Here is a 24,334-nt window from a genome sequence, read left to right on the forward strand (position 1 = left end):
CAAATGTGACGATAAGAATTACCCCTCGCCCGATATCCCCCTCTTCGGTGCATTGACAGGAAATCAGCCATTCTCCGGCCGAGCATCCGTCATGATGGTCCCCGCCATCACGACGCAGGAAATCGCGCCGCAGGAAAGCGAGGCTGGTCCAGGCGATGAAATTGTCCGACATACCGCTGGTTTGGGCCGTCACCGGCGTTGCGGTGCTGCTGATCAGCGGGCTCCTGGTGGCCCTGGTCCGTAGCCGGGGAACGACGAACGGCGGGAGCGGCGCGGATTCCTGGGAGCGCTCCGAGGAACGCCGCCGCCGCAAGGAGTCCCTGTACGGCGGAGCCTCGTACACGCTGCTGTTCTGCTGCGCGGCGGTGGCCGCCGCGCTCTCCTTCCACGGCCTGGTCGGCTTCGGGGTGCAGAACCTCAACCTCTCCGGCGGCTGGGAGTACCTGGTGCCGTTCGGCCTGGACGGGGCGGCGATGTTCTGCTCCGTGCTGGCCGTCCGCGAGGCCAGCCACGGCGACGCGGCGCTCGGCTCCCGGCTGCTGGTCTGGCTGTTCGCCGGGGCCTCGGCGTGGTTCAACTGGGTGCACGCCCCGCGCGGCTTCGGCCACGCCGGCGCGCCGCAGTTCTTCGCGGGGATGTCGCTCTCGGCCGCCGTGCTGTTCGACCGGGCGCTCAAGCAGACCCGCCGGGCCGCGCTGCGCGAGCAGGGGCTCGTCCCCCGCCCGCTGCCGCAGATCCGGATCGTCCGCTGGCTCCGCGCCCCGCGCGAGACCTACGCGGCCTGGTCGCTGATGCTGCTGGAGGGCGTGCGGAGCCTGGACGAAGCGGTCGACGAGGTCCGCGACGACAAGCGCGACCGCGCCCGCGAAAGGGAGCGCCGAAAGCTGGCGGGGCGCCGCGAGCGCGCCGAGATCCGGGCGATCAACCGCACCAACAGCGTCTGGCGCCAGCGCGGTGGCGGCGGCGCGCCCCCGGCGGCCCGCCAGCTGGAGTCCGGCCCGGAGTCCGCCATAGCCGGCGGCACCGGCGGTACCGACAGCGGCAACGGCGGGCCCGGGCCGGGGCGGGCCGCCGTCGAGGGCACGGTCGCGCAGCCCGGCCTGCCGGCCAGGCCCGAGCGGCGCACCATCGACCTCACGACGGAGGACGACACCGTGCCCCTGCCCCGGCTGGAGGAGCTGGAGCAGAAGCTGAAGGACCTGGAGCAGCAGTTCGGCTGACGCCCCGGAGGCCACCTTGCGGGCATCACCTCACGGGCGTCACCCCACCGGCGTCACTCCGCAGGCGTCACGCTGAGCTCGAACCACATCCGCTTGCCCGTCCCCCGGGGCTCCACGCCCCAGCCGTCGGCCAGCGCCTCGACCAGCATCAGCCCACGCCCGGAGGAGGCCTGCTCCCCCGGTGTGCGGCGGGTCGGCCAGAGGTCCGACTCGTCCTCCACCTCGACCCGCAGCCGCGCCCGTCCGCCGTCCGCGGCCGGCTCCCGGTAGAGGCGGGCGGTGAACATGGCGTCCCGGTCGGTGTGCCGGATGGCGTTGGTGACCAGCTCGGAGGAGAGCAGTTCGGCGGTGTCGATCAGCTCCGCCACCCCCCAGCGGCGCAGCGCGTCGCGCAGCTCGGCGCGGACCTCGGCGATCCGGGCGAGGTCCGCCTGGCCGATCCGGCGGCGCAGCTGCTGGGCGGCCAGACCGCCCTCGGGGCCGTCCCAGCGCAGCAGGAGCAGCGCTATGTCGTCCTCGCGCTCGCTGGAGTCGGCGGCCCGGGAGGCGATCCGGTCGGCGAGGTCGTCCAGCGGGTCGCGGCCGGTCTCGACCGGGTCCGCGAGCGGTTCGGAGAGCACCGCGGTGAGCCGGGCGATGCCCTCGTCGAGGTCCATGCCGCGCGCCTCGACCAGGCCGTCGGTGCAGAGCAGCACGGTCTCGCCCGGGTCGAGGCTGAACCGGGTGACCCGGTACTCCTCGTCCGGGGCGATGCCGAGCGGCAGTCCGCCGGCCACCGGGACGGAGGTGGCGGTGCCGTCGCCGCGCCGCACCACCGGGTCGAGGTGGCCGGCCCGGACGGCGTAGACCACGCCGTAGTCGACGTTGACCTCGGCGTAGGTGCAGGTGGCGAAGTGGTCGGTGTCGAGGTCGGCGAGGAAGCGGGAGGCCCGGGCCATCACCGCGGCGGGCGGGTGGCCCTCGGCGGCGTAGGCGCGCAGCGCGATCCGCAGCTGGCCCATGATGCCGGCCGCGTGCACGTCGTGGCCCTGGACGTCGCCGATCACCAGGCCGACGTGGCCGCCGGGCAGCGGCACCACGTCGTACCAGTCGCCGCCGATCTGCAGTCCCGAGCCGGCCGCCAGGTAGCGGACGGCGGTGGTGACGCCCGGGACGGACGGCACGGTGCGCGGCAGCATGACGCGCTGGAGGCCGGCCGCCAGCTCGTGCTCGGCGTCGTGCAGCCGGGCCCGGGCCAGCGACTGGGCGACCAGGCCGCCGAGGGTGGAGAGCAGGGTGCGCTCGTCGGCGTCGAGCTGGCGGTCGTCGTCGAAGCTGACCACGCAGACGCCGATCGCCCGGCCGCTGGCGACCAGCGGCAGGAAGGCCCAGGAGCTGCGGGTGGTGCGGCGGGCCCGCTCCCAGACGTCCGGATAGCGCTCGCGGTACTCCTCGCGGCTGGCACAGAACACCGGGGCGCGGCCCCGCAGCGCCTCGGCGGCGGGGTGGGCCGGCGGCAGCATCGAGCGGTCGTAGGCGGCCAGCTCCTCGGTGCGGTAGCCGGAGGCGCCGAGGATCTGCACCCGGCCGGCCTCGAAGGAGGCCAGCACCAGGCCGTCCGGCGGCAGGCCGGGCAGCGGCAGCTCGGTGAAGACCCGGGCGACGTCCCGTACGGTGACCGCCTCGGAGAGCGCGCGGGCGGCCTCCTTGATGAAGCGGGAGCGCTCCTCGCGCAGCAGGGCGAGCCGGTCGGCGCGGTCGCGCTTGTGCAGCTCGACGGTGGCGTCCCAGACGAAGCCGACCATCCGGGAGGCGCGGCCGAAGGCGTCGGCGAGGACCCGGCCGCGGAACCGGACGGCCCGCGTGGCGCCGCCCTGACCGAGCGTCCGGTAGTAGGCGCCGCACTGGCCGAGCTCGGCGACGGCGCGCTCGACCCGGCGGCGCACCACGGGGGCGTCCTCGGGGTGGAGCAGGGCCAGGAAGGAGGCGGAGGAGCGGTCGAAGCGGCCCTTCTCGGCGGCGTCGAGGCCGACGATGATGCAGGCCCGCTGGTCGCCCTCCAGGATGTCGCGGCGGATGTCCCAGTCGAACGAGCCGATGCCGTTGGCGGCCATCGCGGGCTCCAGCCAGTCCGGCGTGGAGTCGCCCGGGGAGAGCGGCAGACCGCCGGAGAGCATCGGCGCGAGCCGGCCGGCCGCCAGGCCGGGGGCGGTGCGCAGCGCGTTCCGCCGGGCCGCCTGCGCGGGGGGTCTGGCCCGCCCGGAGCCGGTCGTGGGCGGACCGGAAGGGAGGGCCGGCCCCGGTGACTCGGGCTCAGTGGGCATGCTGCTCCTGCCGCTGCCGTGGCGGACCGCGCCGACCGTCCGGACGGGCCGCGTGGCGGGTGATGGGTGGTGCTCGACGGTCGCGCGCCGACGGGCGGTCAATGGTCGAGGTGGTCTTTCCCCGCCGCTTCTCGCACGTGGGCACACATTCCCACCATCCTGGCCAATGTTCGGCCGAGCGGCAATGGCAACGGGCCGGGAATCTCACCCTCCGCCTTCACTTCCGGGCATCGTTCGGCAGCGAACAGTGCTCGTGCGACAAACGGCGGCCGACGGTGCCGGGCGGCTTCAGGCGCCGACGGTGCCCAGCTCGAACCAGGTGACCTTGCCGTCGCCGCGCAACTGGACGCCCCAGGAGTCGGCGAGCGCCTCGACCAGCAGCAGCCCGCGGCCCGAGGTGGCGTACTCCGGGTCCGGGTCGCGGCGGCGGCCGGGCAGCCGGGCCGTGCCGTCCTGGACCTCGATGCGCAGCCGCTGGTCACCGGTGAGCACCGCGTCGAAGACCGCGCCCTGGCCGGTGTGCTGCAGCGCGTTGGTGACCAGTTCGGAGGTGAGCAGCTCGGCGGTGTCGGCCAGCTCGGGCACCCCCCACAGGCCGAGTGCGGCGCGCAGCCGGCGGCGCACCGCGCCGACGCCGACCAGGTCGGCGGCCTCCAGTGCCAGGTGGAGCCGGCGGTTGAGCGCGCATCCGGGTGCCGGTACGCCCGGCCGGGTGACGCCCGCCGCGCCCAGCGCGTTCGCGGGGCCCGCCGTGCCGGCCGGGGCGCCCTGGCCGGTTCCGGTCACCCGGAAGGCTCCTCCCGAACTCGTCCGCTGCCGCGGGAATCGCGACTGACCGTCCATCACCCCTGCCCCCGCCCTCGTTCCGGGCCGCCGGGCCGGATCCCCCGCCCGCCGGTCGGCCCCCTTGGTACTGACCAATCATCCTCATGCCCAGCTTTCGGCATTTGGAACAGTGCCCCGGCGATCACCTGGGGTGAAAGGGGCACGGGGCGGTTCGCGTGATCCAACTGCCCGCGCCGGGCAGGTTTGCGGAGCGTACGGGCGGTTTTCGGTCTCCGGCGCCGCCGCGCCCGCCCCTCGGCGAGCCGATCGCCGCGGGAGCGGCAAGGCTGGACAGGGCGGGCGGCTCCGGGTTCAATGACCGGAGATGTTTGAACGCTGTTCTAACAACCCTCACCCCCCTCTCCCGGCGACCGCGAGCGAGGAACCGTGCGACTGACCCCCACCGAGCGGGACCGGCTGCTGATCTTCACAGCAGCCGAGCTGGCCCGCGCCCGCCGCGCCCGAGGCGTCCGCCTCAACATCCCCGAGGCGACCGCGCTGATCGCCGACGCCGTCTGCGAGGCCGCCCGGGACGGCCGGCGCCTCGCCGAGGCCATCGAGGCCGGCCGCTCCGTGCTCACCGCCGAGGACGTGCTGCCCGGCGTGCCCGACGTGGTCACCGTGGTCCAGGTGGAGGCGGTGTTCGACGACGGCACCCGGCTGGCCGTGGTCAACGACCCGTTCCGGGGCGCCGGCTCGCTCGGCGACGAGGCCCCCGGCGGCGCGCTGCTCGGCGACGGCGCCGGCTACGACCCGGTCGAGGAGACCGTCGTGCTGCCCGTCCACAACACCTCCGGGGTGCCGATCTCGGTCACCTCGCACTTCCACTTCTTCGAGGCCAACCCCCGCCTGGCCTTCGACCGCGCCGCCGCCTACGGCACCCACCTGGCGATCCCGGCCGGCTCCTCGGTGCGCTTCGACCCGGGCGCCACCGTCGAGGTCGGCCTGGTGCCGATCGGCGGCGGGCGGGTCGCGATCGGCTTCGCCGGCCTGGTCGACGGCCCGCTGGACGCCCCCGGCGCCAAGGACGCCGCGCTGGCCAAGGCCCGCGCCACCGGCTACCTCACCCACTTCGACGACGCGGAGGTCGAGTCGTGACGTCCATCACCCCCCACGACTACATCTCCGTGCACGGCCCGCGCGCCGGCGACCGGATCCGGCTCGGCGACTCCGGGCTGATCGTCCGCGTCGAGTCCGACTCGCAGGCGCCCGGGGACGAGTTCCTGGCCGGCTTCGGCAAGACCGCCCGCGACGGCCTGCACCTCAAGCCCGCCGCCGTCCGCGACACCTGCGACGTGGTGATCAGCAACGTCCTGGTGATCGACGCGATCCAGGGCATCCGCAAGACCTCGATCGGCCTGATCGCCGGCCGGATCGCCTCGATCGGCCGGGCCGGCAACCCGGACACCATGGACGGCGTCGACGTGGTCGTCGGCACCGGGACCACGATCGTCTCCGGCGAGGGCATGATCGCCACCGCCGGCGCCATCGACACCCACGTCCACCTGCTGTCGCCGCGGATCATGGAGGCCTCGCTCGCCTCCGGCGTCACCACGATCATCGGCCAGGAGTTCGGCCCGGTCTGGGGCGTCGGCGTCAACTCGCCGTGGGCCCTGCGGCACGCCTTCAACGCCTTCGACGCCTGGCCGGTCAACATCGGCTTCCTCGGCCGCGGCTCCTCCTCCGACGAGGCCCCGCTGATCGAGGCCCTGGCGGAGGGCGGCGCCTCCGGCTTCAAGGTGCACGAGGACATGGGCGCGCACACCCGCGCCCTGGACACCGCGCTGCGGGTCGCCGAGGAGTACGACGTCCAGGTCGCCCTGCACACCGACGGCCTCAACGAGTGCCTGTCCGTCGAGGACACCCTCAAGGTGCTGGAGGGCCGGACCATCCACGCCTTCCACATCGAGGGCTGCGGCGGCGGCCACGTGCCCAACGTGCTCAAGATGGCGGGCGTGCCGAACGTCATCGGCTCCTCCACCAACCCCACCCTGCCCTTCGGCCGGGACGCGCTGGGCGAGCACTTCGGCATGATCGTCTCCGCGCACGACCTCAAGGTCGACCTGCCCGGCGACGCCGCGATGGCCCGCGACCGCATCCGGGCCGGCACGATGGGCGCCGAGGACGTCCTGCACGACCTCGGCGTCATCGGCATCACCTCCTCCGACGCCCAGGGCATGGGCCGGGCCGGCGAGACCGTGCGCCGCACCTTCGCGATGGCCGGCAAGATGAAGGCCGAGCTCGGCCCGCTCGGCGGTGGCTACGGCACCACCGAGGGCGGCGACGACAACGAGCGGGTGCTGCGCTACATCGCCAAGCTCACCATCAACCCCGCCATCGCCCACGGCCTGGCCCACGAGGTCGGCTCGATCGAGATCGGCAAGCTCGCCGACATCGTGCTGTGGCGCCCGGACCACTTCGGCGCCAAGCCGCAGCTGGTCCTCAAGGCCGGCTTCCCGGCCTACGGCGTGGTCGGCGACCCCAACGCCTCCACCGACCGCTGCGAGCCCCTCGTGCTGGGCCCGCAGTTCGGCGCGCACGGCGCCACCGCCGCCGACATCTCGGTCGCCTTCGTCGCCCAGGCCGCCGCCGACGGCGCCTACCTCGACCGCCCCGCCGACGGCCTGCCCACCCGGCGCCGGCGCGTCGGCGTCCGGGGCACCCGCGGCATCGGCCCGCGCGACATGGTGCGCAACGCCCGGGTCGGCCGCGTGGAGGTCACCGAGACCGGCCTGGTCTCGCTCGACGGCGACCCGCTGCGCTCCGAGCCCGCCGACAGCGTCTCGCTCAGCCGCCTCTACTTCCTCTGACCCTCCCCCGCCCCACCGAAGGACGCCGCGATGACCACCCCCACCCCCGCCTCGCTCGGCTACCGGATGCCCGCCGAGTGGCACCCGCACGACCGCACCTGGATGGCCTTCCCGACCGACAACCCGACCTTCGACACCCCCGAGCACCTGCACGCGGCGCGCGAGGCCTGGGCGAACGTCGCCAACACCGTCGTCCGGTACGAGCCGGTCACCCTGGTGGTGAACACCGGCGAGAGCGCGGAGGCCCGCAAGTACGTCGCGGACGGGGTCGAGATCGTCGAGCGCCCGCTGAACGACGCCTGGATGCGCGACATCGGCCCGAGCTTCCTGATCGACGGCAAGGGCGGCCTGGCCGCCGCCGACTGGATCTTCAACGGCTGGGGCGCGCAGTCCTGGGCCCGCTGGGACAAGGACCAGCACGTCGCCGAGCACATCAGCGAGCTGACCGAGGTCCAGCGGTTCGCCTCGAAGCTCATCAACGAGGGCGGCGGCATCCACGTCGACGGCGAGGGCACCGTGCTCGTCACCGAGACCGTCCAGCTCGGCGAGGGCCGCAACGCCGACTGGACCAAGGAGGAGGTCGAGGCCGAACTGCACGCCTTCCTCGGCACCACCAAGGCGGTCTGGCTGCCGCGCGGCCTCACCCGCGACTACGACGAGTTCGGCACCCGCGGCCACATCGACATCGTGGCCTCCTTCGTCCGCCCCGGCGTCGTGGTCGCCCACGTCCAGCCGGACCCGGCGCACCCCGACCACGAGGTGTGCCGGGAGCTGGTGGCGGTCCTGCGCGCCTCCACCGACGCCCAGGGCCGCCCGCTGGAGGTCATCGAGCTGCCCGCCCCCACCGTCCTGCTGGACGAGGAGGGCGAGCCGGTCGACTACTCGTACATCAACCACTACGTCGCCAACGGCGCCGTGGTGCTGTGCGCCTTCGACGACCCGCGCGACCAGGAGGCCGCCGCCGTCCTGGCCGAGGCCTACCCCGGCCGCACGGTCGAGCTGGTCGACGCCCGCGAGATCTTCGCCAACGGCGGCGGCATCCACTGCATCACGCAGCAGCAGCCGAAGGCCTGATCCCGCCCGGTCCTACCGGTGGTACCTCCCCAGGTCGTCGGTGGTGAGTCCGTGGGAGCTGTGCATCGCGATCGAGCTGTAGGAGGAGCGGAGGGCCCGCAACTGGGCCAGCCGCTCCTGCTCGGCCAGCACCCCGTCGAGGTTCTCGGTCGGACCGTTGCGGCGCCGGTGCAGGTACACCGTCAGGCCGGTCACCAGGACGGCGAGGCCGGCGAACAGGGCGATCATCGTGGCCATGGCCACCCCCTCGGGTCGGAATGTCCCGACTGGTACGTACCCGCAGGATCCGCACGCCGAAACGGCCGATGCCCCGCTCCGTGGCCGCCCGGACACGGCCGGTATCGTAAGGCCCCCTTGAGTCCGGAGGAGCAGCACCGATGGCCGACGCCCGCCCGCGCCGACCGGCCCGCCCCCGCGAGGAGGTGTTCGCCGCCGCACGCGCCGCGATCGCCGAGCACGGGCTCGCCAAGCTCACCATGGCCGGCCTCGGCAAGCAGCTGCAGATGAGCGCCGGCCACCTGCTCTACTACTTCGGCAGCAAGGACCAGCTGCTGCTGGAGACCCTCCGGTGGAGCGAGGACCAGCTCGGCGTCCGCCGCCGGGCGATGCTCGCCGACGGCGGCCGCGACGTCGGCCGGCGGCTGGAGGAGTACACCGCGCTCTACCTCCCGGAGGGGCCGGGGGACCCGCGCTGGATCCTCTGGGTCGAGGTGTGGGGGCGCTCCCCCGCCGGCGAGGAGCTGCGGCAGGGCCAGCTGGAGATCGAGGCGCCCTGGCAGGCCGACCTGGTCGCGCTGATCGAGGAGGGCACCGCCGCCGCCCGCTTCGGCCCCGGCGACGCCACCGAGCGGGCCATCCAGATCCGCGCCCTCCTCGACGGCCTCGCCGTCCCCCTCGCCCTGGGCCTGCCGGGGGCCGACCGCCCCCGCGCCCACCACCTCGCCACCACCGCCTGCGCCGCCCTCCTCGGGCGCGCCCCGGCCTGACCCGGGCGGGGAGCCGGCGTACCGGCTAGCTGTTCTGCGCCGGATCGCCGTGCAGCTTGCGCCGTTCCCGGCGGTTGGGGTGGCGGACGACCACTCCCGCCATGCCGCCGGACCCGGTGAGCCGGATCAGCGGAGTTCCCGGGAGCCGGTCGGGAGTGGTCCTGTCCCTCAGGCCGCCGAGGCCGGGATCCATGCCGCCGGTGTCCGCGGCCCAGGTGTCGGGGATGACGATCGTGACGCCGGCCATCTCCCCGTACGCCTCCACCACGACCTCCGCGAGGCGGCACTCGACCCGGGTGAAGTCGACCTTCACGCCCCCCAGCCCTCCGTGCGCGATCACGTGCGCGGGAACCTCCCAGCGCCCGGGGCCGCGGGACGCTCCGGACATGCCGCCCTTGAGCACCAGCGGCTGGGCGCTCTCCGCGGGCTTCGGCCTGGGCAGGTCGGCGGTCAGGACCGCCAACTCGCCATGGGTCTTCGACGTCAGTGCCTGCTCCAGGCGCGCGTCCAGCTCGTCGAGATCGATTCGCCCCTCGGCCGCCGCATCGCGCAGTTGCTCCACCACTGCTTCGCGGTCGTCGTGGGAGGCGCGGATTTCTCCGGCCGGAACGGTGCGCGGAGGGATCTCCGGAGGCTGGGCGGTCATGGCCACAAGAGTAGGCAGCCGCCGGGGCTACTCGGTCCAGACGGCGGCGGCGGTGCGGTCGTCGGTGTAGCCCTTGGCGCGGACCTGGACCTGGCGGAGGAAGTCGACGGTGCCCGGAGGGAGGGGGTGGGCCCAGTGGGAGGCCAGGAAATGGGCGACGGCCGGCTCCTCGGCGATCGGGCGGGCCAGGCCGGGGGTGCCGAGCAGCAGGATGTCGCCCGGGGTCGCCGGGACCATCCGGAAGCGGAACGGCCGCGGGTCCGCTGCCGGAGTCTCCGGCACCGGCGGCTGGCCGTCGGGGTGGTGCAGCAGCCGGGCCGCGTAGGCGTCGATCCAGTGGCCGGAGCGCAGCAGGAACAGCCCGCCCGGGCCGACCCCGAACGCCGCCCGGTAGCCGGCCGCCGGGTCGAGCGAGACCAGCAGGCAGTGCAGGGAGGCCGGGGACGACTCGCCGTCCGCGCCGTCCGTGGTGTCCGTGCCGTCCGCGGCGCCCCCCGGCTCCAGGGCGCGGAGCGGGGCGACGGCGCTCAGCGCGAGCCGCTGGAGGCCGTAGCGGAGCCGGTCGCGGGCGCCGTCGCGCAGGTCGGCGGCCAGGCTCGCGCGGCTGCGGCCGACCGCGCCGGCGAGCTGGCGGCAGGCCTCGGCCGCCGCGGTGGCGACCGCCTCGGCGGTCGGCCCCGCGTGGTCGAAGGCGCCGAGCACCGCGAGCAGCAGGCCGTCCGCTCCCTCGCCGAACCGGGTCACCAGCAGCGAGTCCCGGCGGGGCTCGCCCCGGTGGCGGGCGGAGTCACCGCGGACGGAGGCCGCCCGCAGGGTGGTGGCGGCGTACTGGGCGCCCTCCAGCACGGTGTCGGCGACGACGCCGCCCAGCGCGCCGGGGTCGGCCTCGGGGACGGCGGTCGGCTCGGGACCGTAGGCGGGCGGGCGCTCGCCGACGTGCGGCACGGCGGGCGCGGCGCCGGGCCGCCCGGGCCGGGGCGCCGGGCGCGGCGCGGGCGGCTCGACGGCGGCCGGACCGGGCGCGGCGTCCTCGGCGAGGACCGGCTCGGGTCCGGGCTCCGGCTCGCGTTCCGGTTCCGGTTCCGGTTCCGGAATCGGCTCGGGCTCGGGCTCCGGAGCGGGCTCCGGTTCCGGGGCCGACGCGGCCGCGGGCCCGGGCTTGGGGCGCGGCTCGGGTACCCGGGCGTCCGCGGCCCAGGAGGGGGCGGGGAAGCGGTGCGTCTCATCGGCCGCCGGAACCTCGGCCACCGGAACCTCGACCGCCGGAACCTCCTCGGCGACCGGGGGCTGCGGGGCGATCACACCGACGGCGGTGTCGAACCAGTCGTCGATGCTGTCCCGCCCCGGCTCCTCCGGAGGAGGCACCGCCGCCTGCGCCACCACCGCGTCGGCCGCCGGTCCTTCCTCCTCGGGCGCGCTCCGCTGCTGCCCGATGAGTCCGGCCGCGGTCTCGAACCAGTCGTCGACGCTGCCCTCCGACGAGGCCCCCGGGGTGTCGGGGAGGGTGCCGGACGGGCCCGCGTAGACCGTGTCCCACCAGCCGTCGTCCGGCCGGTGCTGCTGCTGCGCGGGTGCACCCTGCTTGGTCATCTGGCGGCTCCTGGTCGCTGGCTCGACGTCATTGTCCCCAAGCACCACCACGCTGTCCGGGTTTCGACCACAACCGCGTGCACATCGGCCGATATCGATCACCGGGTTCGCCGCCCGTTTCGTTTCTGTTCCTCCCGCAGTCGACCGAACCGCCCCGACCAGGGTGTTTACGGGGTATTCCGGCGGCTCCGCCCTTGAAAATGAGATCCGAGGAGGGGACTCGCTTCACTCGTTCGGCTGATTAAATGTGCGCATGACCGCGTCGGCCCCCAGCAACCCCCGACCGGGGAGCGCCGCACTCGCGGTCCGCCCCGTGGGCACGCTGTGGATCCTGCTGCTGGTCGGACTGCTGATGGCGCTGCCGTGCGCGGCACACGCCAAGGCGGCCACGGCCGAGCGGCCGGGCCTCCCGGTGACCGGCCCGGCCGATCCCCCGGTGGGTCCCCCGACCGGTCTCGCCGCCGACGCCGCAACCGGCATCGCGGCCGGCGCCCCGGTCCACCTCGACGGCACCGCCGCCACCGGTCCGGCCACCGCGCCGCAGACCCTGGCCGACCGGATCCGCGCGGAGAGCCACCGGCACTGGACCTGGTGCTCGGTCGACGGCGACCCGCCGCACCGCAACAACGGCTGCTCCAGCCACCCGTACTGCGCCCAGGACGCCCAGCTCCCCAACCCGCCGCCGCACCCGCAACCCGCTGCGGCGCCTCTGACGGAGACCCCCGAGGCGCTGCCCCGGGTGGTGCCCGCCGGGCTGCTGGTCGGCCCGCACCCCGCGCCCGACCTGCACGAACTCCAAGTACACCGGTCCTGAGCGGAACCCGCCGCCGGCCCCGGCCCTCCCCCGCCGACCACCGCGTCGCCGGGCGGGCGGGACCGACGGATCCGCCCCATCCCGCCATCTCTTCAGACCGCCGCGCCCGATGCACGGCGGGGACAAGGACACCACATGGGTTCCGCCTCCAAGCAGACGCAGCCGAACAAGGCGCAGGGCAACAAGCCGAGCGGCAAGCAGACGAGCAACGACCGCCGCGCCCGGATCGCCGAGCTGCGCGCCGTCGAGCAGCGCCGCGACCGCCGCAACAAGATCATCGCCGGTTCGGTCGCCGGTGTGCTGGTGATCGCGGCGATAGCCACCGGCACCTGGATCGTGGTCGACGCCAACAAGGACAAGAAGGCCAAGGAGACCGCCGCCGCGGCCCCGATCGACGGCGTGCAGACCTTCGGCGACCTGACCCGCAACCACGTCAAGGAGAAGGTCACCTACCCGCAGACCCCGCCGGTCGGCGGCGACCACAACGCGATCTGGCTGGACTGCATGGGCACCGTCTACGACCAGCCGGTCGAGAACGAGCGCGCCGTCCACTCGCTGGAGCACGGCGCGGTCTGGGTGACCTACAACAGCAAGGCCACCCCGGAGGACATCAAGACCCTCTCGGAGAAGGTCAAGGCCACCCCGTACTCGCTGATGAGCCCGTACCCGGACGAGCAGGGCGCCATCACCCTGAGCGCCTGGTCGACCCAGCTCACCGTGGACAGCGCGAGCGACCCCCGGGTGAACCAGTTCTTCACCAAGTACGTCCAGGGCAAGCAGACCCAGGAGCCGGGCGCCTCCTGCACCATGGGGGCGATGTGACCGCCGCCGACGGCTCCGCCGAGGCCGCCTCCGCCCAGGAGGACGCCGCGCAGGGGCCGGACCGCGCGGCCGCGCGCCGGCGGATCTGGTGGCCGGCCGCGCTGGCCGCCGCGCTCGCCCTCGCGCTCGGCGTGCCGGCCCTGGTGGCGGGCGGGACCTCCGCCTCCGGGTCCTCCTCGCTCAGCGTGCCGGCGGACAGCTCGCCGGAGGCCGGGTTCGCCCGCGACATGTCGACCCACCACCAGCAGGCGGTGGACCTGTCGTTCATCGTCCGCGACCGGACGTCGGACGAGCCGACCCGCACGCTCGCCTTCGACATCATCAACACCCAGGCCAACCAGCGCGGCATGATGATGGGCTGGCTCGACCAGTGGGGGCTCACCCAGCACTCGACGGCCAAGCCGATGGCGTGGATGGCGATGGGCGGCCACGGCCACGGCGCGGACTACCAGGCGCACGACGGCTCGCTGATGCCCGGCATGGCCACCACCACGCAGCTCGCCAAGCTCCGTTCGCTGAGCGGGCGGGACGCCGAGGTGTTCTACCTGCAGCTGATGCTGGAGCACCACAAGGGCGGGGTGGAGATGGCCCAGGGCTATGTCGACATGGCGCGCAACGAGGCGGAGAAGCGCCTCGCGCAGTCGATGGTGGCCGGGCAGACCTCGGAGATCGGCCTGATCACCGACATGCTCAAGGAGCGCGGCGCCGCCCCCGGCGTGCCCGCCTCCTGACCCGAGGCACCCGACGGCCGGGGCGGTGGACGGACCTCCGTCCACCGCCCCGGCCGTTTCCGCGTCCTCAGCGCCGCCGCACCGGCCGGGTGAGCGCCACGGCCAGGACCGCGACGGCGGCCAGCGCCAGCAGCACCGAGCGCCCGCCCACCACCGGTCCGGCCAGGTGGACGCCGAGCACCGGCAGCGCGGTGCCGAGCGCCGTCCCGAGGCTGCGGGCCATGTTGACCATGCCGCCGCCGACCGCCGAGCACTCGGCCGGTATCGCCCGCATCACCAGGGCGTTGTTGGCGGGCAGCAGCAGGCCGAGGCCGCCGCCGGCCACCAGCAGCGGGAACGCCAGCCCCGACACGGGGGCGCCCGCGGCGGGCAGCAGCACGCAGCTCAGCAGCCCGGCCCCGGCGAGGGCCGCGCCGAAGCGGCAGCGGGCGACGTCCGACCAGCCGCGCGGCAGCAGCGCGCCGCCGACCGTCGCGGCCACCGCGAACGCGGCCGGGAGCAGGGTGACCACCAGACCGGCCCGCCCGGCCGACAGGCCCGCCTCGGCGAGCAGCACCGGCCCGAGCACCAGCGGGCAGAACAGCAGCAGGTAGCCGATCAGCGAGACGGCCAGGCCGGGGCGCACACCGGGGGTGTTGACCAGGCCGGGGGCGAGGATCGGCCGGGTGGCGCGGCGCTCCTGGCGGACCAGGCCGAGCCCGCACAGCACCGCGGCGAGCAACAGGGCGGCGACGGCCCAGCCGGGCAGCGGCAGGCCGGAGGCGGCGGAGAGGGCGAGCAGCAGCGCGGTGGAGGAGCCGGCGAGCAGCAGCAGGCCGGCCAGGTCGAAGCGCCCGCCGTCCGGGGCGGCCCGGGAGGCGCCCCGCGGCCGGGGGACCGGGCGGGGCAGCTCGCGCGGCACCGGGTCGGCGTCCGGGCGGCGCGTGCGGGGCAGCAGGAACCAGCCGGCCAGGATGCCCGCCAGGGCGACCGGCACGTTGATCCAGAACACCCAGCGCCAGGAGGCGTGCTCGACCAGCAGCCCGCCGAGGCTGGGCCCGAGCGCCAGGCCGAGGCCCTGCGCGGCGGCCTGGATGCCGAGCGCCCGGCGCATCGCGTGCCCGGGCACGCCGCGGGCGACCAGGGCCACGCTGTTGGCCTGCATCATCGCGCCGCCGACGGCCTGGACGGCGCGGCAGGCGATCAGGGTGCCGAGGCCGCCGGCGAACCCGGCGCCGAGCGAGGCGAGGCCGAAGACGGCGAACCCTCCGATGTACATGGTCTTGCGCCCGACCAGGTCGGAGAGCCGGCCGATCGGCGCGAGCAGCGCCACCAGGACCAGCAGGTAGGCGAGGGCGACCCATTCGACGGCGGCGAAGCCGGTGTCGAAGTGGCGCTGGAGCGTCGGGTAGACGAGGGCGGTGATGCCCGCGGTCAGTTGGCCGAGGAAGGCGCCGAGGCAGACGGTGCCGACGGCGAGCCAGTGGGCGTGCCGCCAGCCGGCTATGCCGCGCGGCCGGGGGCGCTCGGTGAGCAGCCCGGTGGTGAGCCGGGCGGTGAGGGTCGACGCCGCGTTCATACGGCGAAATATATCGGATACAGATATGTTCTCTCTACGATCTGATCGGCATGCGATCGGACCGTTACGCACCGGGGTCGGTCGTTCCCGACCCGTCCCCGGCGTTCGAGCGGCGTCCGAACCAGGCGCTACGCTGTCGGCCATGCCGTCGTCACCGTCTGTTCCCGAACCCGCTGCCGAGCCGCAGGCCGTGGAGCCGGCGGCGATCGAGCGCGCCCGGCGGCTCACCGACGCGGTCACCCGGCTCCGCCGGGCGCTGCGCAGCAGCATCCGCACCGACTACCCGTGGGAGTCCCTGCCGATGGCGCAGGTCGAACTCCTCCAGACCCTCGCCGCCGCCCCGCTGCGGGTCGGCGAGCTGGCCGCCCGGCAGCGGCTCGCCCCCAACACCGTGAGCGGCCTGGTCGGCAAGCTGCTGGACGCCGGGTTCGTCGACCGCCAGACCGACCCCGGGGACCGCCGCACCGCGCGGATCGCGCTCACCCCGGCCGGGCGGCGCCAGCTCGACGACTGGCAGCGGGCCCACGAACGGCGGATCGCCTCCGCGCTCGACACCCTCTCCCCCGCCGACCGCGACGCGGTGATGCACGCGCTGCCCGCCCTGGAGAACCTGGCCCGCGCGCTCGCCGACCCCGCGGGCGGCTCACCGGCGGGCGGCTGACCCCGCGGATCCGCCCGGCCCGGAAAACCCGGTACCGCGCCGGACTCCCGCCCGGCTACCGTCCCGCCATGGACCCCGCCCTGCTCCGCCTCGAACCCTGGACCGACGCCGACCTCGCCCTGCTGCGCCTGGTCAACACCCCGGAGATGCGCAAGCACACCGGCGGCCCGGAGGACGAGCGGCGGATGCTCCTCCGGCACCGGCGCTACCTGGACCTCGTCCCCTCCGGCCTCGGCTGCATGTACCGCGTCGTCCTGGAGCCGGAGGGGGTGGCGGTCGGCACCGTCGGTTACGCCGAGCGCATCTGGCAGGGCGGCACCGTCCACGAGATGGGCTGGAACGTCCTGCCGCCGTACCAGGGCCGGGGCATCGCCGCGGTCGCGGCGCGGGCCGCCGTCGAGGCCGCCGCCCGCACCGCCCGCCACCGGTACCTGCACGCCTTCCCCTCGGTCGGCAACCCGGCCTCCAACGCCGTCTGCCGCCGGGCCGGCTTCACCCTCCTCGGCGAGACCGACTTCGAGTTCCCGCCCGGCCGCCGGATGCGCAGCAACGACTGGCGGGTGGACCTGCGGGCGCTCCCGGCCGCCTGACCGGGAGCGCCGCCTGACCGGGAGCGCCCGCGGGCTCGCCGAACCGCTCAGAACAGCGAGGTGCCGCACTCCAGGTCGAGCAGCCAGCGCTTGCGGTCGACCCCGGCGGCGAAGCCGGTGAGGGCACCGTTGGCGCCGAGGACGCGGTGGCAGGGGCGGACGATCAGCAGCGGGTTGGCGCCGACCGCCCCGCCCACCGCGCGCACCGCGCGCGGGGACTCGCCGGCCAGGTCGGCGAGCTGCCCGTAGGTGACGGTCTCGCCGTAGGGGATCTTGTCGAGGACGTCCCAGATCCGGCGGCGGAACTCGGTGCCGACCGGGGCGAGCGGCAGGTCGAAGGCGGTGCGCTCGCCGGCGAAGTACTCGGTGAGCTGGGTGACCGGCTCGGTGAGCGCCTCCGGGTCGTGCACCCAGTCGTCGGCGGGCTCGGCGAGCGCGTACCGCTGGCCGGGGGCGGTGACGGTGGCCAGTGCGGCCGGGCCGCCGCCGTCCGGGACGACGCCGCTGAGCAGCAGTCGGCCGAACGGGCTCTCCATGAAGGTGAAGACGGTGGTGCTCATGCTGCGGTGTTCTCCGTTCCGGTGCTGGGGTCTGCGGCCGCGCCCGCCCAGAGGCGGTGCACGGCGTACGAGCGCCAGGGGGCCCAGGCCTCGGCCGCGAGGGCGGCGGACCTCGGGTCCCCCGGGGCGCCGAGCCGGAGCAGTCCGTGCTTGACGCCGATGTCGCTCGGGAGGAAGACGTCGGGGTCGGCGAGGGCGCGCATCCGCAGGTAGCCGACGGTCCACGGGCCGATGCCGGGCAGGGCGAGCAGCTGGGCGGCCGCCTCCTGCCGGTCGACCCCGCCGTCGAGCCGGACGACGCCCTCGGCGAGGGCGGCGCACAGGCCGGTGAGGGCGCGGCGCCGGGCGGCCGGCATCGCGAAGTCCTCCGGGTCCGCGGTCGCCAGGACGGCGGCGGTGGGGAAGAGCAGCCGCAGTCCGCCGCTGGCCTCGGGCAGCGCGGTGCCGTACTTCTCGGCGAGCCGCCCGGCCAGGGTGCGGGCCGCGCCGACGCTGATCTGCTGACCGAGGACGGCGCGCACGGCGAGTTCGTGCGGGTCGACGTGGCCCGGCGAGCGCAGTCCGGGGCGGGCCCGGACGAGCGTGCCGAGCAGCGGGTCGCCGCCGAGCTGCTCGTCGACCGCGACCGGGTCGGCGTCCAGGTCGAACAGGACGCGCAGGCGCTGGACGGAGGTCGGCAGGTCGCGCAGGTCGGTGAGCAGCAGCCGGCAGTCCAGCCAGCCGCGGGTGGCCGGGTCCCCGGGGGCGAGGCCGTCCACCTCGGCGATGCCGTGGCCGTACGGGAGCGCGAGGGTGCGGCGGTAGGTGCGCACGCCGGGGCGCGGTCCCGGCACGACCTCCTCCACACCGGGCACGGCGCGCAGCGCCAGGAAGTCGATCAGGTGGTCGCTGTCCAGGGCGCCCCGGTAGGCGAGCCGCAGGGCGAGGCCGCCTGCCGGGGTGGCGGTGCGCCGGCCGGACGCCACCTCGGCGCGCAGCCCGCTGGGGGTGCGGTCGTAGACCTCGCGGACGGTGTCGTTGAACTGCCGCACCGAGGCGAAGCCGGCGGCGAAGGCGATGTCGGTGACCGGCAGCTCGGTGGTCTGCAGCAGCAGCCGGGCGGTCTGGGCGCGGCGGGCGCGGGCCAGCGCGATCGGGCCGGCGCCGAGTTCGGCGGTGAGCTGGCGCTGGAGCTGGCGGGAGCTGTAGCCGAGGCGGTGGGCCAGGCCGGCCACGCCCTCGCGGTCCACGACGCCGTCGCCGATCAGCCGCATGGCCCGGCCGACCAGGTCGGCCCGGTGGTTCCACTCGGGCGAGCCGGGGACGGAGTCCGGGCGGCAACGGCGGCAGGCCCGGAAGCCGGCGCTCTGCGCGGCGGCGGCGCTGGGGTAGAAGGTGCAGTTGACGCGCTTCGGGGTCACGGCCGGGCAGCTCGGCCGGCAGTAGATGCCGGTCGAGGTGACGGCCGTGAAGAAGACGCCGTCGAAGCGGGCGTCCCGGCTGTCCACGGCGCGGTACCGGATGTCGTCGTCGATCACGCTGTCCAGTCTGCGGCACCCGGCGGCTCTCGACTGGCGGGAATCGGACATGGGCGTCACGGGGGCCGGGCGGGCCGACGGGCCGGGCCGGCCGGCCGGCCGGCGGGAAAGTCGCGCGCCCCGGCGGCCGCCGTCCGGATAGCCTGCGCACGGCCCCGTCCCCGAACCCCAGGAGGCCCCGTGTCCGAGCAGCCCTACACCGGCGCGGACGATCCCCGGGTCGGCGCGCTGCCGGTCGACGAGTTCGCCTTCCCCGGACCGCTGCGGGACCGGCTGGTCGGCGCCGTGCTGTCCGGCGCCAAGACCAGCACCACGGCCCTGCTGGCCGAGTACGAGCACGACGGCGAACCGCTGCCGGAGGCCGGTACTCGCGCCGCGGTGGCCGACTCGGCCGGGCGGATCGTCGCGGTGATCGAGACCACCGGGGTCAGGGTGGTCCCGCTCGGCGAGGTCGATCTTCGGCACGCCCTCGACGAGGGCGAGGGGTACGCGTCGCTCGCCGAGTGGCGGGCCGGGCACGAGGGGTTCTGGCACAGCGAGGAGCTGCGCGCGTCGCTCGACGAGCCGGCGTTCACCGTCGACGACAGCACGGCCGTGGTCCTGGAGCGCTTCCGGCTGGTGGCCGACTTCCGCTGACGCCGCGTGCGCCGGGCCGCCGGACGACGGGGCGGGCGCCCCGCTGCCGGCGGCCCGGAGGTCACCACTTCACGGTTCCCCCCGCCGCGCGCATCGTCTTGGTGATGGTCTTCCACTTCTTCACCCGGGCCGAGGCCAGCCGGGCGTCCGAGCGGGAGGCGATCCACTCGTTCTCCCGCTGGAGCTTGCGGTAGCTCTCCATCCGGCGCTCCGGCAGCGAGCCGTCCGCGAGCGCCGCCCGCACCGCGCAGCCGGGCTCGCTGTCGTGGTGGCAGTCGTGGAAGCGGCACTGCCCGGCCAGCTCCTCGATGTCGGCGAAGGCGAGCGCCACGCCCTCGCCACCGTAGAGGCCGACCTCGCGCAGGCCGGGGGTGTCGATCAGCACCCCGCCGCCGGGCAGCGGGACGAGTTCGCGGGTGGTCGTGGTGTGCCGGCCCTTCTGGTCGCCGGAGCGGGCCTCCTGGACCGCCATCACATCGACCCCGGCGAGCACATTGGTCAGGGTGGACTTGCCGACGCCGGACTGCCCGAGCACGGCGGTGGTGCCGGGCGTGCAGGCGCGCAGCACGTCGATCCCCTCGCCGGTCTCGGCGCTGACCACCAGTACGGTGACGCCGGGTGCGGCGGCCTCGACGTCGGCGCGGATGAAGTCGGCGTCGTCGACCAGGTCGGCCTTGGTGAGCACGACCACCGGCTCGGCGCCGGACTCCCAGGCGAGGGCGAGGAAGCGCTCGATCCGCCCGAGGTCGGGCTCGGCGGCGAGCGAGGCGGCGACCACCACGGTGTCGACGTTGGCGGCGAGCACCTGGCCGTCGGAGCGCTTGCCCGCGACCTTGCGGATGATCGCGGTGGAGCGCGGCAGCAGGGCCGCGACGGCGGGCATGGGCAGGCCGGCCGAGAGGTCGACGGCGGCCCAGTCCCCGGTGCACGGGCAGTTGATCATGTCGGCGTCGCCGACCTGCCGGGTGTCGGCCCGGACGGTGCGCAGCTCGCCGGTCGCCGGGTCGGCGAGCACGGCGTCGCACTGGCCGCGGTCGACCCGGACGATCCGGGCGGCGACCAGTCCGGCCTCGGCGAGCGGCGCGAACAGCTCGTCGTGCTCGGCCGTCCAGCCGTAGCCGGCCAGCGGGGAGACGGCGTCGAAGGAGCCGTCGGTGGAAAGGGTGGAGGAAGACGGAACGGAGGCAGCGTCGAACAACGCAGTGGGCCCTTCGGGAGGAAAGCGATCCCGCCGGGCTGCTGCGGCTGCGTGCGCGAAGGGCTACGTCAGCCGGCGGCCGGCAGGGAGAGGTGGACGCGAATGCTGCCCGGGGCAGCCGTCATGACAGTCGTGGCCACGGGACTCACCTCCTGCTTTCTCTCGACGAACCGACACCGTTCCCTCGGGAAGGGATACGCGACACCATAGCCCCACCCCTGAACCCGGCACCATCGATTAAATCCGCGACCCCCGCCCGTCCGACACGTGCCGCGGACGAACCGGCCGCACGCCTCGAGGCGGGCGCGCTCAGGTGCCGTACTGGCGTACCCGGGCCGGTGTGAGGCCGGTCAGGCGGCCCAGTTCCCTCGTCATGTGGGGCTGGTCGGCGTAGCCGGCGGTGAGGGCGATGTCGACCATCGTGGACGGGGTGCCGGGGCTCGCCGGGGCCGGGGTGTCGCGCAGCAGGGTCAGGGCCCGGGCCAGCCGGAAGACGCCCTGGAGGGTCTTGGGGCTGTAGCCGACGGCGCCCACGAAGCGGCGGCGGAGCTGGCGCTCGGAGATGCCGAAGTCCGCCGCGAGCGCGGCGACCGGGCGCTCGCGGCGGGAACCGAGCGCGCTCACCGCGCCGCGAACGACGGCGTCGGCGGGAGCGAAGTCGGCGAGGCGGCGGACGACGGTCCGCTCCATGATCTGGGCGATCTCCCGGGGGCGGCCGGCCTCGGCGAGGCGCTCGCTCAGCTCGCGGGCTTCCCGGGCGCCCCACAGTTCGGTCAGATCGAGCTCCTGGTCCCGCCACTCCCCCATGGGGTGGTCGCCGAAGAGCGGGCGGGCCTCGCCCGGGTTGAAGCGGATGCCGACGATGAAGGAGCCGGCGGGCAGGGACTCCATCCGCCAGGCCGTGTCGGGGCCGGCCACGCAGAGCCGGCCGTCGCGCCACAGGAGGTCGGTGCAGCCGTCCGGCAGCACCCGGTGGGCGAGCGCCCGGCCGCCGGGCATCACCTCCTGGCACCACACGCTGTGGACGTGGGCGGCGAGTTCCGGCACGGCGGCCCGCTCACGGTATCGAGATGCAGTCATGGGTCACTTCACAAGGTCGGGAGCCAGGACGTACTCGATCGTCCAGCGTAACGTCCTGGCTCCCCCGGGCACGGCTCGGTGATCGATATCAGGCCATCGGCACGGCCTCGATGATCCGCAGGCCGCCGTCTCCCACCGGGATGCCCCGCCGGATCGTGAAGCCCGCCTCCTCGGCGAGGGCGCGGTAGTCGGACTCGGGCCGGTCCTGCCCGCCGACGAGCACGGTGAGCAGGAGCCCGCGGAAGAGCGCCTCCTGGTCCGAGTCCTCGTCCACGACCCCCTCGATGACCAGCAGCACCGAGTCGGGGCGCATGGCCTCCCGGATGCGCCGCAGGATGCGAACGATGGTGGCGTCGTCCCAGTCGTGCAGGGCCCGCTTGATCGTGTAGACGTCCGCGCCCGCGGGGACCTCCTCGAAGAAGTCGCCCGCGACCGTCTCGTACCGCCCCTCGACATCCGCCTTCCCGAGCAGTTCCCGGGCGAGCGGCACGATCTCGGGGCGCTCCAGGAGCGTGCCGCGCACCGCGGGGTGGGCGGTCAGGATCGCGGCGAGGAGGCTGCCGAGGCCGCCCGCGACGTCGACCACGTGGCGCGCGGACGAGAAGTCGTAGGCCCGGGCGATGTCGGCGCTCTCCTCCAGGGAGACGGCGCTCATCGCCGCGTTGAAGCGCTGCTTGGCGTCGGGGTCGGTCTTGGTGAGCTCCCAGAAGGACACCCCGTCGTTGGCGACCTCGAAGGAGGAGGTGCCGGTGCGGACGGTGTGCAGCAGCTCGCCCCAGGCGGCCCAGTGCCAGCCGGCGGCCATGAACCGGGCGTCGGTGGACTCGGCGTTGCCGGGGGTGGAGACCAGCACGGCGGAGAGCGGCGACTGGGCGTACGTCCGCCCGTCGGGCAGCCGCCGGAAGACGCCGAAGGTGGTCAGCGCCCGCAGCAGGCGCCCCAGGGTGGGGGCGTGGGTGTCGGTCGCGGCGGCGAGCTCGTCGACCGTGCGCTCGCCCTCCGCGAGCAGGTCGGGGAGGCCGAGCTCGGTGGCGACGTGGATGGCGCGGGACCGCCACGCGCCCTGGAGCAGCGCCACCATCTCCTTGTTGACAGCCTTGTCCACAGGACCAACGTGCTCCGTCATCTGCGTCTCCACGGTCGTCGGGGCGGGGTGCGGAACGGGGCCGTGCTGCGGAGCGGGCGGTGTCACCGGATCGCCTGGGCGAACCGGAAGAACCTCTCGGGGTCGTAGCTGCGCTTGACCTGGGAGAGCCTGGCGTAGTTCTCGGCGTAGTAGGCCGACTGCCAGCCGTCGAGCAGGGAGTCGATGAAGTTCTGGTACCCCTCGCCGTTCGAGTACGGGTCGATGGCGTCGAACGCGCTGGTGACCCAGGCCCGGGCGGCGGTGCGGTCGTCCTCGGTGGCGGTGGGAGAGCTGAGTCCGACGACGTTGGCCACGTACAGCTCGGTCGTGCGGTGCACGTAGGCCGTCGCGTCGCGCGGCAGGTCGTTGGCGGCGCCGCCGAGCGCGAAGATGCTGATGTAGCGGAACTGCCCGGCGCGCGGGGCGGCCGTGAAGTTGTCGAGGATCGTGCGGATGCCCTCGGCCGGTATCGCGCGGGAGACCATGCGGTTGCGGTCCAGGGAGTACGTCTGGCGCGGGAGCTGGCTCTCCGGCAGGTAGCCGATCCGGTGGCACTGGCTGGTGTCGAGGTCCTGGCAGCCGTACCACTGCATCATCGCCTGCCGGTAGGGCTTCTCGGCGACGGCGCTGGTGGTGGGCTGGGTGCCGACGGCCGAGACGAGGGCGGCGAGCTGCTGGTCGAAGGCGGCCCGGTTCCCGGCGAAGCCGCCGTAGACGAGGACGTCGGGGTGGCCGGTGCCGGCGTCGACCCACTGGATGCCGAGGGCGCCGCCGAGGTCGCGCGAACCACCGATCATCCAGTCCTGCCAGGCCTCGATGACCGTGGCGGCCTGCTCCCAGGGCCAGGTGAGGTTGTAGTTCACCATGGTGGGGATCTTGATCGGCCGCACCTCGAAGCGGGTGACGACGCCGAAGTTGCCGCCGCCGCCCCCGCGCAGCGCCCAGAACAGGTCGGGGTGCTCGTACTCGGAACAGTGCACGAAGCGGCCGTCGGCGAGGACGACGTCCGCGGAGACCAGCCGGTCGGTGGCGACGCCCGCGCGGCGGGTCAGCCAGCCGATGCCGCCGCCCTGGAGGAAGCCGCCGGGGCAGACGGTGGGGCAGAGGCCGCTGGGGAGGGCGAGGCCGTGGGCGTCGACGGCGGCCAGGGCGTCCACCTGCTGGGCGCCGGGGCCGAGCGTGACGGTGGAGGCGCCGACGGTGGTCCGGTTCAGCCGCGACACGTCGAGGATCAGGCCCTCGTTGGTGGAGTAGCCGGCGTAGCTGTGGCCGCCGCTGCGGGGCACGGTGTGCAGGTCGTGCCAGTGCGCGAAGCTCAGCGCCTTCCGGACGTCGGCCGGTGTCTCGCAGAAGGCGACGGCCTGCGGGCGCAGATAGTCGAACTGGAGGAAGTGCGACTGGCGCGCCTTGTCGTATCCGGCGTCGCCGGGGACGAGGACGTCGCCCTGGAGCGAGGCGCGTAACCGGTCCCAGTTGCCTCGCGGCCTCGCGACCGCCGGGCCGGCGGCGGTGAGGGCGGCGGCAGCGGCACCTGCCAGCAGGACAGACCTACGACGGAGCATGGTGTTCCTTTCCGGGGCCGGGCGG

General features: G+C 74.8%; 23 protein-coding genes. 11 read left to right on the forward strand and 12 right to left on the reverse strand.

Annotation, left to right across the window (positions count from 1 at the left end):
* Positions 1 to 155 precede the first annotated feature (155 nt).
* On the forward strand, positions 156 to 1,220 hold the full coding sequence (locus ACFCLZ_RS10300) for a DUF2637 domain-containing protein (protein WP_380284523.1): 1,065 nt from the start codon (positions 156 to 158) through the stop codon (positions 1,218 to 1,220).
* Between the two features lie 53 nt (positions 1,221 to 1,273).
* On the opposite strand, the gene ACFCLZ_RS10305 is transcribed toward ACFCLZ_RS10300, so the two are convergent.
* Entirely contained in the window at positions 1,274 to 3,523 is a 2,250-nt protein-coding gene (locus ACFCLZ_RS10305; RefSeq protein WP_380284524.1) for a SpoIIE family protein phosphatase, read from the reverse strand.
* Positions 3,524 to 3,811: 288 nt separating this feature from the next.
* Positions 3,812 to 4,309, reverse strand: a complete 498-nt coding sequence (locus tag ACFCLZ_RS10310) for an ATP-binding protein (RefSeq protein WP_380284525.1) — start codon at positions 4,307 to 4,309, stop codon at positions 3,812 to 3,814.
* Positions 4,310 to 4,735: 426 nt separating this feature from the next.
* On the opposite strand from ACFCLZ_RS10310, the gene ACFCLZ_RS10315 reads away from it, so the two are divergent.
* Genes ACFCLZ_RS10315 through ACFCLZ_RS10325 form a run of 3 tightly spaced genes read left to right on the forward strand, consistent with a single transcriptional unit; the run spans position 4,736 to position 8,232 of the window.
* Entirely contained in the window at positions 4,736 to 5,446 is a 711-nt protein-coding gene (locus ACFCLZ_RS10315; protein WP_380284526.1) for an urease subunit gamma, read from the forward strand.
* Complete coding sequence (locus ACFCLZ_RS10320) at positions 5,443 to 7,158, forward strand: urease subunit alpha (RefSeq protein ID WP_380284527.1); 1,716 nt, start codon at positions 5,443 to 5,445, stop codon at positions 7,156 to 7,158. Before ACFCLZ_RS10315 ends, ACFCLZ_RS10320 begins: the two co-directional genes overlap by 4 nt.
* 30 nt (positions 7,159 to 7,188) lie before the next feature.
* Positions 7,189 to 8,232, forward strand: a complete 1,044-nt coding sequence (locus ACFCLZ_RS10325; RefSeq protein WP_380284529.1) for an agmatine/peptidylarginine deiminase — start codon at positions 7,189 to 7,191, stop codon at positions 8,230 to 8,232.
* A gap of 12 nt (positions 8,233 to 8,244) precedes the next feature.
* On the opposite strand, the gene ACFCLZ_RS10330 is transcribed toward ACFCLZ_RS10325, so the two are convergent.
* On the reverse strand, positions 8,245 to 8,469 hold the full coding sequence (locus tag ACFCLZ_RS10330; protein WP_380284530.1) for a hypothetical protein: 225 nt from the start codon (positions 8,467 to 8,469) through the stop codon (positions 8,245 to 8,247).
* 140 nt (positions 8,470 to 8,609) lie between these two features.
* Here ACFCLZ_RS10330 and ACFCLZ_RS10335 point away from each other — a divergent pair, with 140 nt between their 5' ends.
* On the forward strand, positions 8,610 to 9,218 hold the full coding sequence (locus tag ACFCLZ_RS10335) for a TetR/AcrR family transcriptional regulator (RefSeq protein WP_380284531.1): 609 nt from the start codon (positions 8,610 to 8,612) through the stop codon (positions 9,216 to 9,218).
* A 25-nt stretch (positions 9,219 to 9,243) separates the two neighbouring features.
* Here ACFCLZ_RS10335 and ACFCLZ_RS10340 read toward each other — a convergent pair whose 3' ends face one another.
* Together ACFCLZ_RS10340 and ACFCLZ_RS10345 are read right to left on the reverse strand one after the other, a co-directional pair.
* Complete coding sequence (locus ACFCLZ_RS10340) at positions 9,244 to 9,864, reverse strand: DUF1707 domain-containing protein (protein WP_380284532.1); 621 nt, start codon at positions 9,862 to 9,864, stop codon at positions 9,244 to 9,246.
* Between the two features lie 27 nt (positions 9,865 to 9,891).
* On the reverse strand, positions 9,892 to 11,454 hold the full coding sequence (locus tag ACFCLZ_RS10345) for a hypothetical protein (RefSeq protein WP_380284533.1): 1,563 nt from the start codon (positions 11,452 to 11,454) through the stop codon (positions 9,892 to 9,894).
* A 253-nt stretch (positions 11,455 to 11,707) separates the two neighbouring features.
* On the opposite strand from ACFCLZ_RS10345, the gene ACFCLZ_RS10350 reads away from it, so the two are divergent.
* The 3 genes from ACFCLZ_RS10350 (at position 11,708) to ACFCLZ_RS10360 (ending at position 13,821) form a co-directional block, all read left to right on the forward strand.
* Positions 11,708 to 12,268: a hypothetical protein gene (locus ACFCLZ_RS10350; protein WP_380284534.1), complete on the forward strand. Its 561-nt coding sequence runs from the start codon at positions 11,708 to 11,710 to the stop codon at positions 12,266 to 12,268.
* Between the two features lie 135 nt (positions 12,269 to 12,403).
* Complete coding sequence (locus tag ACFCLZ_RS10355; protein ID WP_380284535.1) at positions 12,404 to 13,090, forward strand: DUF3105 domain-containing protein; 687 nt, start codon at positions 12,404 to 12,406, stop codon at positions 13,088 to 13,090.
* Positions 13,087 to 13,821, forward strand: a complete 735-nt coding sequence (locus tag ACFCLZ_RS10360) for a DUF305 domain-containing protein (protein ID WP_380284536.1) — start codon at positions 13,087 to 13,089, stop codon at positions 13,819 to 13,821. The genes ACFCLZ_RS10355 and ACFCLZ_RS10360 overlap by 4 nt, the downstream gene beginning before the upstream one ends.
* A gap of 67 nt (positions 13,822 to 13,888) precedes the next feature.
* On the opposite strand, the gene ACFCLZ_RS10365 is transcribed toward ACFCLZ_RS10360, so the two are convergent.
* Positions 13,889 to 15,379, reverse strand: coding sequence for an MFS transporter (locus ACFCLZ_RS10365; RefSeq protein WP_380284537.1), 1,491 nt, complete (start codon positions 15,377 to 15,379; stop codon positions 13,889 to 13,891).
* A 142-nt stretch (positions 15,380 to 15,521) separates the two neighbouring features.
* Here ACFCLZ_RS10365 and ACFCLZ_RS10370 point away from each other — a divergent pair, with 142 nt between their 5' ends.
* On the forward strand, positions 15,522 to 16,040 hold the full coding sequence (locus tag ACFCLZ_RS10370; protein ID WP_380284538.1) for a MarR family winged helix-turn-helix transcriptional regulator: 519 nt from the start codon (positions 15,522 to 15,524) through the stop codon (positions 16,038 to 16,040).
* Between the two features lie 68 nt (positions 16,041 to 16,108).
* A complete protein-coding gene (locus tag ACFCLZ_RS10375) occupies positions 16,109 to 16,630 on the forward strand; it encodes a GNAT family N-acetyltransferase (protein ID WP_380284539.1) in 522 nt (173 codons plus the stop codon).
* 47 nt (positions 16,631 to 16,677) lie between these two features.
* Here the strand turns inward: ACFCLZ_RS10375 and ACFCLZ_RS10380 are convergent, their stop codons facing one another.
* A complete protein-coding gene (locus tag ACFCLZ_RS10380) occupies positions 16,678 to 17,190 on the reverse strand; it encodes a methylated-DNA--[protein]-cysteine S-methyltransferase (protein ID WP_380284540.1) in 513 nt (170 codons plus the stop codon).
* Positions 17,187 to 18,758: a DNA-3-methyladenine glycosylase 2 family protein gene (locus tag ACFCLZ_RS10385; protein WP_380284542.1), complete on the reverse strand. Its 1,572-nt coding sequence runs from the start codon at positions 18,756 to 18,758 to the stop codon at positions 17,187 to 17,189. The genes ACFCLZ_RS10380 and ACFCLZ_RS10385 overlap by 4 nt, the downstream gene beginning before the upstream one ends.
* Positions 18,759 to 18,887: 129 nt before the next feature.
* Between ACFCLZ_RS10385 and ACFCLZ_RS10390 the strand changes: the two genes are divergently transcribed.
* A complete protein-coding gene (locus tag ACFCLZ_RS10390; RefSeq protein WP_380284543.1) occupies positions 18,888 to 19,343 on the forward strand; it encodes an ASCH domain-containing protein in 456 nt (151 codons plus the stop codon).
* Between the two features lie 61 nt (positions 19,344 to 19,404).
* Here the strand turns inward: ACFCLZ_RS10390 and rsgA are convergent, their stop codons facing one another.
* The 4 genes from rsgA to ACFCLZ_RS10410 form a co-directional block, all read right to left on the reverse strand.
* Positions 19,405 to 20,541, reverse strand: coding sequence for a ribosome small subunit-dependent GTPase A (gene rsgA, locus ACFCLZ_RS10395; RefSeq protein ID WP_380284544.1), 1,137 nt, complete (start codon positions 20,539 to 20,541; stop codon positions 19,405 to 19,407).
* Between the two features lie 309 nt (positions 20,542 to 20,850).
* Positions 20,851 to 21,621: a helix-turn-helix domain-containing protein gene (locus ACFCLZ_RS10400; protein ID WP_380284546.1), complete on the reverse strand. Its 771-nt coding sequence runs from the start codon at positions 21,619 to 21,621 to the stop codon at positions 20,851 to 20,853.
* A gap of 88 nt (positions 21,622 to 21,709) precedes the next feature.
* Positions 21,710 to 22,747: a methyltransferase gene (locus ACFCLZ_RS10405; protein ID WP_380284547.1), complete on the reverse strand. Its 1,038-nt coding sequence runs from the start codon at positions 22,745 to 22,747 to the stop codon at positions 21,710 to 21,712.
* A 62-nt stretch (positions 22,748 to 22,809) separates the two neighbouring features.
* Complete coding sequence (locus ACFCLZ_RS10410; protein ID WP_380284548.1) at positions 22,810 to 24,309, reverse strand: FAD-binding oxidoreductase; 1,500 nt, start codon at positions 24,307 to 24,309, stop codon at positions 22,810 to 22,812.
* Between the last annotated feature and the right edge of the window lie 25 nt (positions 24,310 to 24,334).

Origin of the sequence: Kitasatospora purpeofusca, assembly GCF_042691725.1 — a bacterium.
In the GTDB taxonomy this organism is placed as follows: Bacteria; Actinomycetota; Actinomycetes; order Streptomycetales; family Streptomycetaceae; genus Kitasatospora; species Kitasatospora purpeofusca_B.